The sequence below is a fragment of the Kitasatospora sp. NPDC001603 genome, assembly GCF_040298365.1.
GTDB lineage: Bacteria > Actinomycetota > Actinomycetes > Streptomycetales > Streptomycetaceae > Kitasatospora.
On sequence record NZ_JBEPAA010000002.1, the window covers coordinates 138,012 to 153,918 of the forward strand.

General features: G+C 75.2%; 17 protein-coding genes. 5 read left to right on the forward strand and 12 right to left on the reverse strand.

Features of this window, described 5'->3' with window-relative positions:
- Position 1: 1 nt before the first annotated feature.
- The 9 genes from ABT263_RS02205 to ABT263_RS02245 form a co-directional block, all read right to left on the reverse strand.
- The gene (locus tag ABT263_RS02205; RefSeq protein ID WP_329485468.1) at positions 2–424 is read right to left on the reverse strand and encodes a hypothetical protein; all 423 of its coding nucleotides are present in this window, start codon (positions 422–424) and stop codon (positions 2–4) included.
- A complete protein-coding gene (locus ABT263_RS02210; protein WP_352286593.1) occupies positions 421–1,200 on the reverse strand; it encodes a class I SAM-dependent methyltransferase in 780 nt (259 codons plus the stop codon). The genes ABT263_RS02205 and ABT263_RS02210 overlap by 4 nt, the downstream gene beginning before the upstream one ends.
- Positions 1,197–1,976, reverse strand: a complete 780-nt coding sequence (locus ABT263_RS02215) for a DUF2071 domain-containing protein (protein ID WP_352286595.1) — start codon at positions 1,974–1,976, stop codon at positions 1,197–1,199. The genes ABT263_RS02210 and ABT263_RS02215 overlap by 4 nt, the downstream gene beginning before the upstream one ends.
- Before the next feature lie 137 nt (positions 1,977–2,113).
- On the reverse strand, positions 2,114–3,025 hold the full coding sequence (locus ABT263_RS02220; RefSeq protein WP_352286597.1) for a DUF3419 family protein: 912 nt from the start codon (positions 3,023–3,025) through the stop codon (positions 2,114–2,116).
- The gene (locus ABT263_RS02225) at positions 3,022–3,426 is read right to left on the reverse strand and encodes a DoxX-like family protein (RefSeq protein ID WP_352286598.1); all 405 of its coding nucleotides are present in this window, start codon (positions 3,424–3,426) and stop codon (positions 3,022–3,024) included. The genes ABT263_RS02220 and ABT263_RS02225 overlap by 4 nt, the downstream gene beginning before the upstream one ends.
- A 309-nt stretch (positions 3,427–3,735) precedes the next feature.
- Positions 3,736–4,647 carry an SDR family oxidoreductase gene (locus ABT263_RS02230; RefSeq protein WP_352286600.1) on the reverse strand — a complete coding sequence of 304 codons (912 nt, stop codon included), beginning with the start codon at positions 4,645–4,647 and terminating at the stop codon, positions 3,736–3,738.
- A complete protein-coding gene (locus ABT263_RS02235) occupies positions 4,644–5,261 on the reverse strand; it encodes a TetR/AcrR family transcriptional regulator (RefSeq protein ID WP_352286602.1) in 618 nt (205 codons plus the stop codon). The genes ABT263_RS02230 and ABT263_RS02235 overlap by 4 nt, the downstream gene beginning before the upstream one ends.
- Before the next feature lie 155 nt (positions 5,262–5,416).
- The gene (locus ABT263_RS02240; RefSeq protein WP_352286604.1) at positions 5,417–5,713 is read right to left on the reverse strand and encodes a hypothetical protein; all 297 of its coding nucleotides are present in this window, start codon (positions 5,711–5,713) and stop codon (positions 5,417–5,419) included.
- Positions 5,714–5,798: 85 nt separating this feature from the next.
- Positions 5,799–6,380 carry a helix-turn-helix domain-containing protein gene (locus ABT263_RS02245; RefSeq protein ID WP_352286606.1) on the reverse strand — a complete coding sequence of 194 codons (582 nt, stop codon included), beginning with the start codon at positions 6,378–6,380 and terminating at the stop codon, positions 5,799–5,801.
- An 80-nt stretch (positions 6,381–6,460) separates the two neighbouring features.
- On the opposite strand from ABT263_RS02245, the gene def reads away from it, so the two are divergent.
- Entirely contained in the window at positions 6,461–7,123 is a 663-nt protein-coding gene (gene def, locus ABT263_RS02250; RefSeq protein ID WP_352286608.1) for a peptide deformylase, read from the forward strand.
- A 165-nt stretch (positions 7,124–7,288) separates the two neighbouring features.
- Here def and ABT263_RS02255 read toward each other — a convergent pair whose 3' ends face one another.
- A complete protein-coding gene (locus ABT263_RS02255) occupies positions 7,289–9,376 on the reverse strand; it encodes a HelD family protein (RefSeq protein ID WP_352286610.1) in 2,088 nt (695 codons plus the stop codon).
- Positions 9,377–9,586: 210 nt separating this feature from the next.
- Positions 9,587–9,784, reverse strand: a complete 198-nt coding sequence (locus tag ABT263_RS02260; RefSeq protein ID WP_352286612.1) for a DUF8189 domain-containing protein — start codon at positions 9,782–9,784, stop codon at positions 9,587–9,589.
- 74 nt (positions 9,785–9,858) lie between these two features.
- Here ABT263_RS02260 and ABT263_RS02265 point away from each other — a divergent pair, with 74 nt between their 5' ends.
- The 3 genes from ABT263_RS02265 (at position 9,859) to ABT263_RS02275 (ending at position 13,740) form a co-directional block, all read left to right on the forward strand.
- Positions 9,859–10,842, forward strand: coding sequence for an aldo/keto reductase (locus ABT263_RS02265; protein ID WP_352286614.1), 984 nt, complete (start codon positions 9,859–9,861; stop codon positions 10,840–10,842).
- A gap of 389 nt (positions 10,843–11,231) precedes the next feature.
- Positions 11,232–12,095, forward strand: coding sequence for a helix-turn-helix domain-containing protein (locus tag ABT263_RS02270; protein WP_352286616.1), 864 nt, complete (start codon positions 11,232–11,234; stop codon positions 12,093–12,095).
- Between the two features lie 241 nt (positions 12,096–12,336).
- Entirely contained in the window at positions 12,337–13,740 is a 1,404-nt protein-coding gene (locus tag ABT263_RS02275) for an amidohydrolase family protein (RefSeq protein ID WP_352286618.1), read from the forward strand.
- Positions 13,741–13,907: 167 nt separating this feature from the next.
- Here ABT263_RS02275 and ABT263_RS02280 read toward each other — a convergent pair whose 3' ends face one another.
- Positions 13,908–14,768, reverse strand: coding sequence for an NAD(+)/NADH kinase (locus ABT263_RS02280; protein WP_352286620.1), 861 nt, complete (start codon positions 14,766–14,768; stop codon positions 13,908–13,910).
- 175 nt (positions 14,769–14,943) lie between these two features.
- On the opposite strand from ABT263_RS02280, the gene ABT263_RS02285 reads away from it, so the two are divergent.
- Positions 14,944–15,816 carry a serine hydrolase gene (locus ABT263_RS02285; protein ID WP_352286622.1) on the forward strand — a complete coding sequence of 291 codons (873 nt, stop codon included), beginning with the start codon at positions 14,944–14,946 and terminating at the stop codon, positions 15,814–15,816.
- Positions 15,817–15,907 lie beyond the last annotated feature (91 nt).

The window sequence follows — 15,907 nt, forward strand, 5'->3', positions numbered from 1 at the left end:
CCTAGAGGACCCGCCAGAGGGCGAGCGCGAAGACCGCGGCGACCCAGGTCCAGAGGACGGAGAGGCCGATGTGCGCGGCGGTCCGCAGGGGGTCGCCGCGCCAGAGCCTGGGGGAGAAGACGGCGAACTCGAACAGCCAGCGCAGGCCCCAGAAGAGCGTCTGCCCGGCCAGCAGGGCGGTGCCCAGGCGGGTGCCGGCGAGGAGGTCGGGGGCCAGGCAGAGCGGCATCAGGCCGAGCAGCGCGCAGGTCAGCGCGATGAAGAAGAGGTGGACGTAGGAGACCTGGCGGGTCAGCAGGCTGGCGCCGGACAGGTCGGCCGGCCACTGGACGATGCGTGGCAGGACGGCGTGGAACAGGCCCATGCCGACCAGGGCCGCGCCGACCAGCCTCAACTGGGCTTCCAGGGTGAACAGTTCGGTCATGCGTCGGGGCTCCGGAAGGCGAAGGCGGTGATCAGTGTGGCGATCCGGCGTTCGGCGGCCGGGTGCAGTCCGGCCTCGGCGGCGTGCCGGAGCCAGGTGGCGCGCGGCTGGAAGTGCCAGGCGCCCGGGCCGTAGGCGGCGGTGTTGGCGAGGTCGCGCAGGTGCTCCACCAGCAGCAGGGTACCGCCGGGCCGCAGGGTGCGGACGGCCTCGGTGAACAGCGCCGTGCGGTCGGCGGGCCGACGCAGTTCGTGGGCGGCGAGGACGGTGAGCACGGTGTCGAGGGAGCCGGTGGCGGCGGGCAGGGCGTCGGGGCGGGCGGAGACGGTGCCGGGGGCGGGCGGGGCGTGGCGACGGGCGCGCCGGATCGAGCCCTCGGTGGTCAGGGCCGGGTCGTAGAGGTCGGCGACGAGCTGGCGGGCGGTGGGGTACCGGGCGGCGATCGGGCGGCTGGCCTCGTCGAGTCCGGTGCAGACGACCAGGTGGTCGCCCGGGCCGTCGGGGAGCAGCTCGGACAGCCAGTCGTAGGAGTGAAGTTCGGAGCGGTCGTAGACGTGCCAGGTGGCCAGGGTGCTGGTGGTGAGGAGCGCGGCGGCGCCGGCCGAGGCGGCGCGGGCGAGGGCGGCGGGCCGGGCGGGGAGGCGGCGGGCCAGCGCCCAGCCGGTGGCGGCGGTGACGGCGCCGGCGGCGTACATCGGCCAGTTGTAGCGGATCACCTCGCGGACACCCGAGGGGCGCCGCGCGGGCCCGGCGGGCCGGGCGGGCCGGGCGTTCATCGGCGGGCTCCGTCCAGGGCACGGCGGTGGCCGGCCTCCCAGCCGTAGTCGACGTCGGCGACGTGGAAGGCGTTGGCGAGGACGGGGCGGCTGCCGGTGAAGGGGCCGTGGTCGAAGAAGGTCAGCCGGGGGACCTCGACCGTCACCGGGACGGGGTCCCAGTGGGTGCGGGTGGCCTTGACGACGATCATGGAGCGGGTTTCCGGCTCGTACTCGAAGGTGTAGGGCAGCGGTCCGGCGAACCGGCGCGCGGCCCGGGCGTCGGCGAACGGACTGCCGGGCGGTAGGGGGGCGGGGCTGCTCGCGAGGTCGGCGCGCACATGCAGGTCGGCGCGGCCGTCGGTGCTGAGCACCTTGAACTCCAGGGTGTCGCCGAGTACCCGGGTGCCGATCCTGGCGGAGCGGTAGTGGTAGCGGGAGAAGAGGTTGCCGCCGGCGGCCATCAGCCGGTTGTCGGTGTCGGAGCGCAGGATCCGCAGTCCGCGCATGGTGCGCCCGCCCGGGGTGGGGAACCGGGTGAAGATCCGGTAGCCGGTGAGGATGAAGTCGCGGCCGAGGCGGGCGGGCAGGGCGGCCGGGCGCAGTGCGCGGGTGTCGACGACGGCGGCGGCGACGAAGCCGTGTTCGGTGCCGGTGGGGTCGGTGTAGGTGTCGAGGGCGAGGCCGGGCGGCACGAGGGGCGCGAGGAGGTGCGGCGGGAGGGCGTAGGTGAGGACGAGGGAGTGCGCGAAGTGGGTGCGCATCGGGAAGGGGTGGCGTTGGAGCAGGTGTCGCACGGTCGACTCCGGTGGTGGGCGCGAAGCGGTGGGTGGTCTACGGAACCGGGGGCCTTGAGGGCCGGGGGCTTTCAGAGCCGGTGGGCCCTCAGGTCCGGGCGGTCTTCGGAGCTGAGTGGTCCTCGGAACCGGGGCCCTCAGAGCCGGAGCACCCGGATGACGCCCCAGAGCAGGGAGCGGTCCTCGGCGGCGGCGCCCGGGCCGGCCGGGCCCGGTTCGCGGATGCTGCGCAGGACGGCGGTTCCGCCGGGGCGGACGGCGTGCTGGATGGCGGCGCGCAGGCGCCGGGCGAAGGCCGGGCCGGGGCCGTCCAGGACGTTGGAGAGCGTGACGGCGTCGTAGTGGCCGGCGGGGGAGCGTTCGAGGTGGTCGAGGACGTCGCCGGCGAGCAGCCGGACGGGGGCCGCGGCCGGCTCGGCGGGGATGGCGGGCGACCCGGGCAGATCGCGGCCGAGGAGCAGGCGCCAGGCGTAGGGGTTGCCGGCGTTGGGGTGGCGGGCGACCCCGCGGGCCAGCCGGGCCCGCAGGGCGGTGTCGAAGCGGTGGGGCAGGACGTCCCGGAAGGCGGGCCGCACGGCGGTGGCGAGCGTACCGGCGGGGCGCAGGGCGGTGGCGAGCAGCAGGCGCAGGCCGGGTCCGTCGAGCCGGTGGCGCCAGTGGCGGGCCTGGGCGGCGGGGTCGTCCAGGCGCAGGAAGCGTTCCAGGGCGGCGGGTCGCCAGGCCGGGAGGACGGCGGCGGCCGCCGCCCGGCCCGCGGCGAGCAGGTGTTCCGCGGAGCCGGTGGCCGCGGGCGCGCCGGTGGTGAGCCGGCCGCGGGCGTAGGCGAGCTGGGCGGGGTTGAGGTCGATGGCGGTGACCTCGTACCCGGCGGCGGCCAGTGCGGCGGCGGTGTCGCCGGCCGAGGCGATGCAGAGCACGCGGGCGCCCGGTGCCGGGAACGCGCCGAGTTCGACGGCCGGGTCCTCGTACATCCGGCCGAACAGGACGCGCGGGCGGCGGGTCTGGAGGCTGAGCAGTCGGCCTTCGGTCCAGGGCGTGGCGGTGCTCATGCGGCGACCGCGATCGGGCGGGTGCGGTCGCGCCGGGCGGCGGGGAGGGTCCAGACGAGGGCCAGGAAGGCGATGTCCTGAACGACGAGGCGGCCCGGTTCGGGGATGCGGTCGGCGCCGAACAGCAGGCCGCCGGTGTTGAACCCGACGACCAGCAGGGTCTGGACGATCGCGGCGAGCCTGGCCCGGCGTCCGCTGAGCACCCAGGCGCCGAGGGCCAGCTCGGCCAGGCCGATGGTGATCAGCAGGGGCGTCACGGCGCTCCCGGGCAGGAGCGGCAGGCCCTCCACGATGGCGCGCTGGTCGGCGCGGCCGGGGAAGATCTTGCACCAGAGGCCCTCGTAGCCCCACATCAGGGCGACGGCGGAGGCGGTCAGCCGGGTCTGCCAAGGAGTCGGCACGGTGGACGGTCCTTTCTTCCGCTGCCGGCGAGCGCGGGTGCGCCGGGGCAGGGCGGGGCACGGCGGGGTGGCCCGAACCCCCCGGTCGGGGTCGGGGGCTCCCGTTCGGGATCATCATGGCGCACGGGTTTGAACATGTTCAACTGGGGGGTGTGCCGATGTGCCGGGCGGGCGCGCGGGCGCCGTGTCCGCCCCGGGGACGCCGAAGGGCGCCCGCTCGGATCGAGCGGGCGCCCAGCGGCGGGTCGGAGGGCGGGCCGGTCGGAGCGGGCGCCCACGGTCGGGACGGCGGGCCGGTCGGAGTGACGGTCAGAGCGGATCTCCCAGCGGCCCGAACTCCGCCTCCAGGGAGTCGGCCCAGTGGGCGGCGAAGTCCGGTCGCGTGCCGTCGGCGTCGGTGAACCCGTACTCGCGGTAGAGGCCCCAGGTGGCGAGCGCCCGGCCGGTCTTGGCCATGACGGCGGGGTCGGCGGCCAGCGCGGCGACCGCCCGCCCCAGGTAGGCGGGGGTTTCCGAGTGGGCGAAGTTCGGGTCCTGGGCGACGCCGTCGCGCCAGTTGGCCTCGGTCACCCCGAAGTGCTCCAGCACGGCCTCCGAGCGCAGGAAGCCCGGCGTGATCGCGACGGCCGCGACGTCGTGTGCCTTCAGCTCGGCGGCCTGCGCGACGGCGAGGCGGATCACCGCGGACTTCGCGAGGTCGTAGAAGAACGAGCCGCGGTAGCGGGCGGTGTTGCCGTCGGTGACCTCCACGACCAGACCGCTCCGGCGCGCGACCATCAGCGGCAGCGCGAAGCGGCTGGTGATCACATGGGTCTCCACCGCCCGCCGCAGCAGCCGGAGGCCGGTGTCGAGGTCCTGCTCCCACAGCGGGTGCGTCCAGTCCGTCAGCTGGTCCCCGCCCCACACGGAGTTGACCAGGACGTCGAGCCGGCCGTCCTGTTCGGCCGCGATCCGGTCGACCAGGGCGCGGACCTCCTCCGGGCGGCTGTGGTCGGTGCGGACGGGGATGCCGACGCCGCCGGCGGCGGTGATCCGCTCGGCGGTCTCCTCGACGGTCTCCGGGCGGTCCAGGTCGGAGCGCCCGGCCGTGCTGCTGCGGCCGGTGACGTACACCGTCGCGCCGGCCGCCCCGAGCTCGACGGCGATGCCCCGCCCGCCGCCCCTGGTCCCGCCGGCGACCAGCGCCACCTTCCCCGCCAGCGGCCGGGTGTCGTTCGTCATGCTTCCTCCAGGTCGTGGCGGTGCCGGGGTGGGTGGTGCGGGGCCAGGAGGGCGTCGAGTTCCCGGCGCAGCCGCTGCGCGAGGGTGCCCCGGTGGTCGAGCGCCCAGACGAGGCCCACGCCGGCGGTGACCGCCTGGACGGACCCGGCCACCGCCGCGACGTCCGTCCCGGCCCGGAGTTCGCCGGCGGCGACGGCCTCCGCCAGCAGTGCCCGGATCACCCGTTCCTGGGCCCGGTGGGCGGCCAGGGCGGGCTCGTAGAGCTGCGGGTCCGTGAGATCCGTGCACAGGAAAGCCAGGTGGTTGGCGAAGCTCTCCGGTGTGGCCATCGGAGCCATCGACTCGACGACCAGCGCGGCCAGCGCCCCGAGGACCGATGGGTGCGCCTCCCGCACCCGGCCGTGCAACGCGTCCGCGTCCTTGACGGACTGTTCGGCGAGCGCCACCAGCAGGCCGTGCTTGGAGCCGAACCGCTGCACGAGGGTGCCGGGCACCAGCCCGACCTCGCGGGCCACGGCGGCCAGCGTCAGCCCGGCGGGGCCCACCCGGCCGATCACCTCGGCCGTCGCGCGCAGGATCACCACGTCGTCCACGCCTCGGGGACGTCCGGCCATCGCTACCCCCTCATTAGTAAATGCCTGTTCATTTATTAAAGCCCCCGATCGCCCGCAGGGCAACCGGGGGCCTCGGGCCGCTGCGACGGCCCGTCTCACCGCCGACGGAACCGGGCCCCTCGATCACGCGGTCAGGGGGGCATGAGGCCACGGGGTCACGGGGTGGCGTCCAGCTCCGGGCCGCGGCCGTCGACGGGGGCGGCCGGGGTTCGCTCCGGCCACCGGAGCCGCACCCGTTCCAGGGGTACGGGCGCCTCGGGAATCCAGTGCTCGCGCGTCAGCGGCCGCCCGCCCGGCGCGAACTGCCGGGCGGCGTGCTCGGCCGCGGCCGCCCGGGTCAGCTCGAAGCGGTGGCGGTTCAGGTGGTCACGCACCTGCCGCCAGCGGGCCCGGCTCGCGGCCGGGGTCACCTCCGGCGTGCCGTCCGGCGCCGGCTGCGGGGTGGTGGACACGGTCCTCCTCGGGGTTCGGCGGTCCCCATCCACCGAAGGGGACGGGGACCGGCCGAGTATGCCGAGCCCGGCGGTTGCCGGCCGCTCAGCCCCGCCGGCCCTGGTCGCCCGGCTGATCGGGGAGCAGGGGGAACAGCCGGGTGATGAGGGCCACCGGTCGGGCGCCCTCGGGTCGGGCCAGGGGGCGCTGTTCGCGGTGCTGGTAGGGGGCGAGCGCCTGCCGTACCGCGGCCGCGACCCCGCTCATCTCCTCGGGCGTCAGATAGGCGACGGCACTGAACGCCTCGTCGTGCCGCCACGCGGCGGGCGCCAGCTCGCGCTGGCCGAGCCAGCGTCGCCAGCTCTCGTCCTCCAGCCCCCGGGCCAGGTCGTCGAACTCCTCCGCCGAGGGAGCACCGGCCTCCGGCGCCTCCTGCCGCAGACGCCAGGGCCGTGCGCGGCCCCCGGTGTGCGGCGCTTCCTCGATGAGTCCGTGCCGGGCGAGCTGCCGCAGGTGGAACGAGCAGAGCCCGGAGCTGTGCCCCAGCCGCGCCGCCGCCTCGGTCGCCGTGACGGTGCCGACTTCGGCGAGCAGCTCCAGCAGCGCCGTGCGGACCTCGTGCGCGGGCAGCCGGTCCTCGGCCTGCCGGGACCGACCGGGCGGGGTGTTGACGTCTTCTTCAGTCACTTTGCAAAGTCTGCTACTTTGCAAAGTGACTGGCAAGCGGTCCATCGCAGGTGGGCCAGAGGGTGAGTGGGGGAGACAGCATGTCCGTTCGTCACGAGCGGCCCGGTCCCGTCGACCGGCGGGTCCGGGTCCAGGGCAGACCGGTGGACTCCTACCCGGCGCTGTCACCCGAGGCGGAACGCGGCTCGGTCCGCCGGGTCACGGAGGCGGGCGAGGAGATCCTGCACCGCCCGTGCCGGGAGGTCACCGAGTTCGGCACGCCCGAACTGTCGGCACTGATCGACGACATGTTCCTCACCATGCACGTGGCCGAAGGCGCCGGCCTGGCCGCCAACCAGGTCGACGTCGACCTGCGGCTCTTCGTCTACGACTGCCCGGACGACGACGGGATCCGGCACGTCGGCCACATCCTCAACCCGGTCCTGGAACTGCCGGAGCCGGGCGACCGCCGACTGGTCGACGACCTGGAGGGCTGCCTCTCCGTGCCCGGCGCCGCCATGGCCGTCCCCCGCACCGACCACGCCGTCGTGCGCGGCTTCGACCAGGACGGCAAGCCGCTCGTCATCGAGGGGACCGGCTACTTCGCCCGGTGCCTGCAGCACGAGAGCGACCACCTCGACGGCCACACGTACCTGGACCGGCTGTCGAAGCGGGACCGCAAGGACGCACTCCGGCAGACGGCGGACCGCCGCGAGACCGTCTTCGCCCAACGCGCCGCCAGGGCCGCCACCTTCGCCCGCTGATGGGTCCGGCGGCCGGGACCGCCGGGGGCCCGTGCTCCCCGCTCGGACCTGCCCCGGCCTGGCTCGACGATCCCGGTCGGGTGGTCTGACGGGTGGTCTGACGGGTGGTCTGGCGGCTGCGGTGGCGGGCCCCGGCCGCCGGGTGACGGCCGGGGCCGGGCCGTGTCAGCCGGTGGCCTCCGCGGCGAGGGTGCACAGGCGCTTGGTGGCGCGGGTGAGGGCGACGTACAGGTCGCGTTCGCCGCCGGGGCGGGCGGCGGTGATGCCGTCCGGGTCGAAGACGACGGCGGTGTCGAACTCCAGCCCGCGCGCCTGTGAGGCCGGCACCAGCCGGGCGTGCCGTTCGACGCCCGCGGCCGCGAGCTGCGCCGTCCGGTCGTCGGCGCAGATCACCCCGATCAACTCGCCGGGGTGCGCGGCGCCTTGCTCGCGCAGCTCCCGCAGGAGGGCGGTGACGAGCGACGCGCGGTCCGCGGCGAGGGTGCGCGGCACCTCGCCGTGCCGGATCGAGCGGATCGGTGTGCGGTCCGGGGCGATCCGGGCGAGCAGGTCCTCGGTGACGGCGAGGATCTCCTGGGTGGTCCGGTAGCTGACGGTCAGGGTGCGCAGGTCGTAGCGCCGTCCGAGGTCCGGGCCGAGCGCCTCCTTCCAGTCCCGGGCCACCGTCGCCGGGCCCGCCTGGGCGAAGTCCCCGACCAGGGTCATCGACCGGCCCGGGCAGCGGCGCACGATCATCCGCCACTGCATGGCGGTGAGTTCCTGCGCCTCGTCGACGACGACGTGCCCGAACGTCTGCTCCGGCGGGCCGTCGACCAGGCCGGCCGCCTCGTCGAGGAGCGGCACGTCGCCGTCCGTCCAGGGCGCCTCCGGAGTGCGCCGCAGCAGGGCCAACTGCGCGTCCGTGAACCGCTGCAGGTGCCCGGCCGGATCGTCGCCCTCCGCCAGCAGGGTGTGGACCACCTGGCCCGGCGTGAGCCGGGGCCAGAGGTCTTCGACGGCCCGGTCGAGCGAGGCGTCGTCCAGCAGGTCGGCGCGGACGGCGTCGGCGTCGAACTCGTCGGCCCCGGTGGCCGGCGCGTCGTCGAGACCGAGGCGGCGCAGGTCCGCCGCGGCGGCCCGGTCGAGGTCGAGTCCGGTCAGCTCGGCGACCTGGGCGTCGATCTCCTCCAGCACCTCGGCGCCGCTGCGGGCCAGCTCGTCGACGAGGGCGTCGACCAGCAGCTCCTTGAACAGCCGGCGCGCCGGGTTGTGCGCGAGAGCGTTGCTCCGCGCCGACTCCCGGGCCCGGACGACCTCCGCCTCCGGGAGCCGGATCCACTCCCGGCCGACCCGGACCTCGAAGTCGCCGCCCGGGGCCTGCCGGGACCGGACCACGGCGGCCAGCGCGTCGGCGAGTACGGAACTCCCCTTGAGGCGCGCCACCTCGAAGGGGTCCGCCGCGCCCGGTGCGACGCCGGCCAGTTCCTCGCACGTCGCCAGGACGACGTCGTTCTCGCCGAGCGAGGGCAGCACCTGGGAGATGTAGTCGAGGAACCGCGCGTTCGGCCCCAGCACGAGCACGCCGCGCTCGGCCGCCCTCGGGAACGCGTACAGCACGTACGCGGCCCGGTGCAGCGCCACCACCGTCTTCCCGGTGCCCGGACCGCCCTGCACCACCGTCACCCCGCGGTGCGGCGACCGGACGATCGCGTCCTGCTCGACCTGGAGCGTGGCGACCGCCGCCCCCATCCGGCCGGTCCGCCTGGCCTGGAGCGCCGCCGCCAACGGACCGTCACCGACCACGTCCTGCTCGGTCGGTGCGGAGCCGTCGAGCAGTTCGTCGCTCACCCCCACCACCGTCCGGCCCGTCAGCCGCAGATGGCGCCGTCGCCGCAGTCCCATCGGGTGCACCGGCGTCGCCTCGTAGAACGGCCGTGCGGCCTCGGCCCGCCAGTCGACCAGTACCGGCAGCTCGTCGGAGTCCCGTTGCAGCCCCAGCCGCCCGATCCGCAGGACGGTCCCGTCCGCCAGGTCGATCCGGCCGAAGGCCAGCCCGTCCTCGGCCCCCTCCAACCGTCGTACCTCGCGCGCCAGTTGTCCGGCCGCCAAGTCCCTCTCGTACACCTCGCCCGCGCCGTCGGACGGCGCCGCGAGGACGCGCGCCAGCTGCTCCCGCACCCCGGCCAGCCGCTGGTCGAACAGGTCGCCCAGGGCGGAGACGTGAACCCGCTCAAGCTCCACCTCACGGGCGGCAACCTCGTTGATCTGAGACAAGAAAGCCCTCTCGGCTCGATCCACCACTGTTTCGAGGCGCCACTATGCAGAGGGAATCCGGGAAAGTAAATATTGACCGAACCGGGTGGAATATGACCTCTGGTGCACACCACCGGGCCGGCCTGCCGTTCCGGGGGCCGGATACCGCCGACCCCCGGCGCCCGGTCGCGTGGTCGGCCGGTTCGACCGGTCAGGGCTTGGTTCGGCCGGTCAAGGACTGCCGAGTGACTGCCAGTCCGACCAGGCGGTCGAGCCGGCGGTGACCTGCCGGATGTGCCGGATGCTGCCGCCGGTGAAGGGGGCGAAGACCTCCAGCCGGCCGTCGGCGTTCGGGGCGACGACCGGGGTTCCGGCGACGAGGCGTCCGAGGGCGTCACGGCCGGTGCGCGCGTAACGTACGGGTGTCAACTACCTGCCGCCGGTGCCCGCACCGGGCCCACCGGTCACCGGTCACAGGTCACCGGTCACGTAAGGGGAAGATCATGGAAGACCGAGCACTGGGCAGCCAGGGCCTGACCGTAGGCGTACAGGGTCTCGGCTGCATGGGGATGAGCGCCTTCTACGGCGCCACCGACGAGACCGAGTCCCTGGCGACCATCGACCGTGCGCTGGAGCTCGGCGTCACCCTGCTGGACACCGCCGAGAGCTACGGACCGTTCCGCAACGAGCAGCTGCTGGCCAAAGCGCTGCACGGGCGCCGGGCGGACGCGGTGGTGGCCACCAAGACCGGGGTGGAGCTCGCGGACGACGGGCGGGCGTCCGGGCTCAACGGCCACCCGGAGTACGTGCGGCGGGCGCTCGACCGGTCGCTGCGGCACCTGGGCACGGACTACGTCGACCTGTACTACCTGCACCGCATCGACCCCGGGGTGCCGATCGAGGAGACCGTCGGCGCGCTGGCCGAGCTGGTGGCCGCCGGCAAGATCCGCTACATCGGCGTCTGCGAGGCGTCCGCGCGGACCGTCCGGCGTGCCCACGCCGTCCACCCGCTCACCGCCGTGCAGACCGAGTACTCGCTCTTCGAGCGCGGCATCGAGCACGACGGCGTGCGGGAGACGCTGCGGGAGCTGGGCATCGGTCTGGTCGCCTACTCCCCGCTGGGCCGCGGCTTCCTCTCCGGCGCGATCACCAGCCCCGACGACTTCGCCGCGGACGACTGGCGCCGGACGGATCCGCGCTTCCAGGGGAAGAACTTCGACCGCAACCTGGAGGTCGTGCGCGAGGTCCGCCGGCTCGCCGCCGCCAAGGGCGTGACGCCCTCCCAGCTGGCACTCGCCTGGGTCCGGCACCAGGGCGCCGTCGCCATCCCCGGCACCAAGCGCCGCAGCTACCTGGAGGAGAACGTCGCCGCGACCGAGGTGGCCCTCACCCCCGAGGACATCGCCGCGATCGAGGCGGTCGCACCCCACGGCGCGGTCACCGGCGACCGCTACCCGCCGGAGTACATGAAGACGCTCAACGGCTGACCGCCGGCCGACGGAGCCCGCGCTCCGGGGGTGTCAGCGCCACCAGGAGGGTGCGGCGGCCACCGCGGCGTCGACCAGGTCCGCCTTGGTCACGGTGTCGTCGCCGAGCCGGGCCGCGACGGCACCGGCGAGCCGTGCGCCAGAAAGGCGGCGACGACGGGCCGGCCGGCGACCGGGACGTCCGGGACCGGGGGCGGGGTTGCCTGGGTGCGGCAGGGCCAGGCTCACCGGCCGCCGACCGGGTAGGAATGACCTCGTGCCGCCGGGCACCGCGGACCGCGGCCCGGCGATCCGATCCGCGTCGGATCGGCCCCGCGGGTGCGGTACGGGACGCCCGGGCCTCCGCACCGCACCCACGGGGCCGGCCTCCTCCTCCACCGGGTCGGGTCATGAGCGACAGCAGCAGTTCCTTGGGCGAGTACCTCCGAGCACGGCGCGAAGCCCTCCGGCCGCAGGGCGTGGGCCTGCCGGAGCACGGTCGCCGTCGGGTCCCGGGGCTGCGCCGCGAGGAGGTCGCGATGCTGGCGGGCGTGAGCGCCGACTACTACACGCGCCTGGAGCAGGGGCGCGAGACCAATCCCTCGCCCCAGGTCGTCGACGCCGTCGCGGCCGCCCTCCACCTCGACGGCGAGGCGCTCGACCACCTGCGCCGACTGGTCCGGGCGCCCCAGGAACGCCGGGGCGCGCCCGCCGGGCACGAACGCGTCGACCCCCAGCTGCGGCGACTGCTCGACAGCTGGCCCGACACCCCCGCCTTCGTCCTGGGGCCCGCCCTGGACGTCCTGGCGCACAACCGCCTCGCCGGTGCCCTGCACAGCGGGTTCCAGCGGTTCGACAACCTGGTCCGGATGGCCTTCCTCGACCCCGCCGGCCGCTCCTTCTACCGGGACTGGGCGCGCTCCGCGCACTCCTGCGTCGCCGAACTCCGCGCCGCCCACGGACACCACCCCGACTCGCCGCGGATCGCCGAAGTCGTCGCCACCCTGCGCGCGCGGAGCCCGGAGTTCGGCGAGCTGTGGGCCCGGCACGACGTGCGGGCCAAGACCCAGCAGTCGAAGCGGCTCGCGCACCCCGAGGCGGGCGCCCTGGAGATCGAGTTCTCCGCCTTCACCGTCAACGGCGCACCGCACCAGCAACTGGTCGTCTACCAGGCCGAACCCACCGCTGCCGCCGCCCTGGCCGGACTCCGCGCCCGGGCCGGGCTCACCCCGACGACGCGAGTGGCACCCGCCCGCGCGCTCAGCACCGGCTGACCCGGCGCCCCCTTCGCGCCACACCCCCGACCCCGCGCGTCCTCCCGCCACACCCGCAACCCGGCCCGCCTTCATCGAGGCGGCCCGGGTGTTCCGTATCCGTCGGCGCGGGTCGACACCGGCGCGCGCCGCGGCGGGTGGGTGCCCGGCACCCGGGGACGGCGCGGCCTGGTTCCGGCCACGGCGGAGCGGCAGTCTGGCTCCGCGGCAGTCGCCGTACCCACCGCCGGAAGGGAACCCCGTGCACGTCCCCCACGCCCGCCCCACCGCCGAAGACGCCGCCCTCGCCCGGATCCGGAGCCTGCCCGCCGACCGGCGGCGGATCCTGTTCACCGGCGCCACCGTCGTCACCATGGACCCGGCGCTCGGCGTCCTCGACCGGGGTGACCTGCTCGTCGAGGGCGACACCGTCGCCGCCGTCGGGCCCGGCCTGAGCGCGGTCGACGCCGTGGTCGTCGACGCCACCGGCACGATCCTCTGCCCCGGTTTCGTCGACACCCACCGCCACGCCTGGGAGGCCCAGTTGCGCCGGATCATGCCGGACGTCGACGACCTGGGCGGCTACGTCACCGCGACCCTGGCCGGTTACGCCACCGTCTACCGGCCCGAGGACATGTACACCGGGACCAGGCTGGCCGCCCTGACCGCGATCGACAGCGGCATCACCACCATGCTCGACTTCTCCCACAACTCCCGTACCGGCGACCACTCCGACGCCGCCGTCCAGGCCCTCCTCGACACCGGCATCCGCGGCGTGCACGCCTCCATGGGCCCGCACTTCGGCACTTGGGACCAGCAGTGGCCCGGCGACCTCACCCGGCTCAGGGACCGCTACTTCGGTAGCGACGACCAACTGCTCACCCTGCGCCTGGCAGCCCTGGCCACCGAGGAGATCGCCGGCCCCGCGCTCGCCTACGGTCCCGCACTCGCCCGCGTCGCCCAGGACCTGGGCATCGGCGTGAGCGTGGACGCCGTCTTCGGCACGGCCTCCTCCGAGGCGGTGCTCCGCTGGGCGGAGCACGGCATCCTCGGCCCCGACGTCACCCTGATCCACGCCACCGGGCTCACCTCCGACGCCTGGAAGGCCATCGGGGAGACCGGCACCACCGTGGCGCTCGCCCCCACCTCCGACGCCCAGATCGGCCTGGAGACCGCGATCCCCGCCGTGGACGAGGCCCTCGCCGCCGGCGTCCGCCCCGGCCTGAGCATCGACGTCGAAGTCGCCCTGGCCAGCGACATGTTCACCCAGATGCGGACCCTGCACGCCATCCAGCGAATGCGCGCCGTCAACGCCGCCCACGGCACCGACCGGCAGCCCTCCCGGATCACCACCCACGACGTGCTGGACTTCGCCACCCTCCAGGGCGCCCGCACCAACGGCCTCGCCGCCGTCACCGGCTCCCTCACCCCCGGCAAGAAGGCCGACCTGCTGGTGGTCCGGGCCGAGGACCTCAACAACATGCCGCTCAACGACCCGATCGGCACGCTCGTCCTCGGCTCCGACGCCCGCAACATCGCCGCGGTCATGATCGACGGTGAGCCCCGCAAGTGGAACGGACACGTCCTCGACGTCGACCTGACCGCCCTGCGCGCCGACGTCCACGCCTCCCGCGCCCACGTGCTGAGCGCCCCGGCCGCGAGCTGAGTCCGGGGCGTGACCACACCGCCGGTACTGCGGTGACATCGCCGGGGCCGCCCCCTCACCGGCCGCCGACGAGCGGCTCGGGCGACGACGACCGCCTCCGGCCGACCCGAGCAGCGCACCGGCCGGGCACCGTCGGGAGACGGCCCTTCCTCGGGGGAGGGCCGTCCTCAGGCGGGTTCCGCCGAGCCGGTGAGCCGGAGCTTGCGCTGGGCGCGCTGGTAGAAGGTGGTGCGGCCGAGCCGGACGACCCGCGAGGCGGCGGGGAGCATCGTCACCTCGACGACGTCGCCCGGCCGGACGCGGCCGACCAGCAGGCCGTCGGCCTCGATGGCGAGGTCCCCGCTGTGCGGCAGGACCTCCAGGGCGAGCCGCTCCCCGCTGGAGAGGAACACGGACCGGTTGAACGCCGCGTGCGGGGCCACCGGCGTCACCAGCAGGCCCTCGGCGTTGGGGGAGACGATCGGCCCGCCGGCGGAGAAGCTGTAAGCCGTGGAGCCGGTCGGCGTGGCCACGACGACGGCGTCGGCGGTGTACGACACGAAGGGCTGCCCCTGGACCCGGACCGCCACGGCCGCCGACCGGTGCCCGGGGCTGCGCAGCAGCACCACGTCGTTGAGCGCCGTCTCCCGGGAGTCACCGAACGTGGCCTGGACACCGGACCGGGACTCCACGGTGAACCGCAGATCGTCGATCGCGTCGAGGGCGTCCGGCAGCTCCGGGATGTCGACCTCGGCGAGGAAGCCCAGCCGCCCGACGTTGACGCCCAGCACCGGGACCCGGCCCCCGGCGACCAGCCGCATCGCGCGCAGCATCGTGCCGTCCCCGCCCAGGCTGATCAGCAGATCGGCGGTGGCGGCCATCTCCTCGGCCCCGACCGCCACGGCGTCGCACCCGATCCGGGCCACCTCCGCCGTCAGCCCGAGGACCTTGGCGTCCCGCGCCCGGCTCCAGCGGACCACGGTGGCCACGGTGGGTGCGCTGGTCCGTTCGGGGTGGAGCACCAGCCCCACCGTGCCGATGAATCCCATCCCGGACCTCCTCGATCCCGATCGGCCCGCCTCGCTCCTCCCAGCATCCACCCGGACCGGGGGCGACGTCACCGGGACCCGGGCCGGCGCCCCCGGCACGCCGCCCCGCACACCGCCCCGGGCGGCCACGGTGCGTCATCGGCCGGGCGCCCGTCCCGTCCGCGATGATCGGGCGATGACCCTTCCGCTCCCCGCCGGCAGCCGCACCACGACCAGGCTGATCACCGCCGCGACCCTGCTGTTCGTGGCCTCGGAACCCGCACCGGCCGTCACCGGCCCCGCAGGCCCGGAGTCCGGCCGCTGCTCCTCGGCGGCCCACTCCCGGCCCGCCGAGGAGCTGACGAGGGCGATCACCCGCGTGGTGTCGGAGCGTCACAGCACCGTCGCCGTCGCGGTCGAGGACCCGGGCACCGGGCTGTCCTGCGCGGTCCGGGCCCGCGAGCGGTTCGACTCGGCCAGTGTCATCAAGGTGACGATCATGGGTGCGGTGCTGCGCCGCGCCCAGGACGAAGGGCGCGCGCTGACGCCGTTCGAGGAGGACAACCTGCGGCCGATGATCGTCCAGTCGGACAACGACGCGGCCACCGCCCTCTGGCGGGACCTGGGGCGGGCGCGGCTGGCGGAGTTCCTGCGCCTCTCCGGCATGGCGGACACCGTCCTCGCGGAGGGCGACCGGTGGGGGCGCACCCAGATCACCGCCGGTGACGAGATGAAGCAGCTCGCCGTCTTCGCCGCACCGGGCCCGGTGCTCACCCCGGAGCACCGCGCGTTCGGCCTGGACCTGATGAACCAGGTCGAGGAGGACCAGGCCTGGGGCGCCCCGCTCGGCGCCCCCGACGGCACCACCGTCCACGTGAAGAACGGCTGGGCGCCGCGCGAGCGCCACGCCTGGCACGTGCACAGCCTCGGGATCTTCACCGACCCGGGCGAGCCGTACCGCATCGCGATCCTCACCCGGGACAACCCCAGTGAGGAGTACGGGATCGACACCGTCCAGGCGGTCGCGCAGGTCGTCCACGCCGCCCGGGTGGCGGCGGCGAGCCGGTGACCGACCGCCGCCGCCACCCGGGCTCCCCGGCCGGAGCCGCCTCCGGCACGGACGGTTCGGCGAGGTGTCCGACCAGCGCGTGGACACCCGG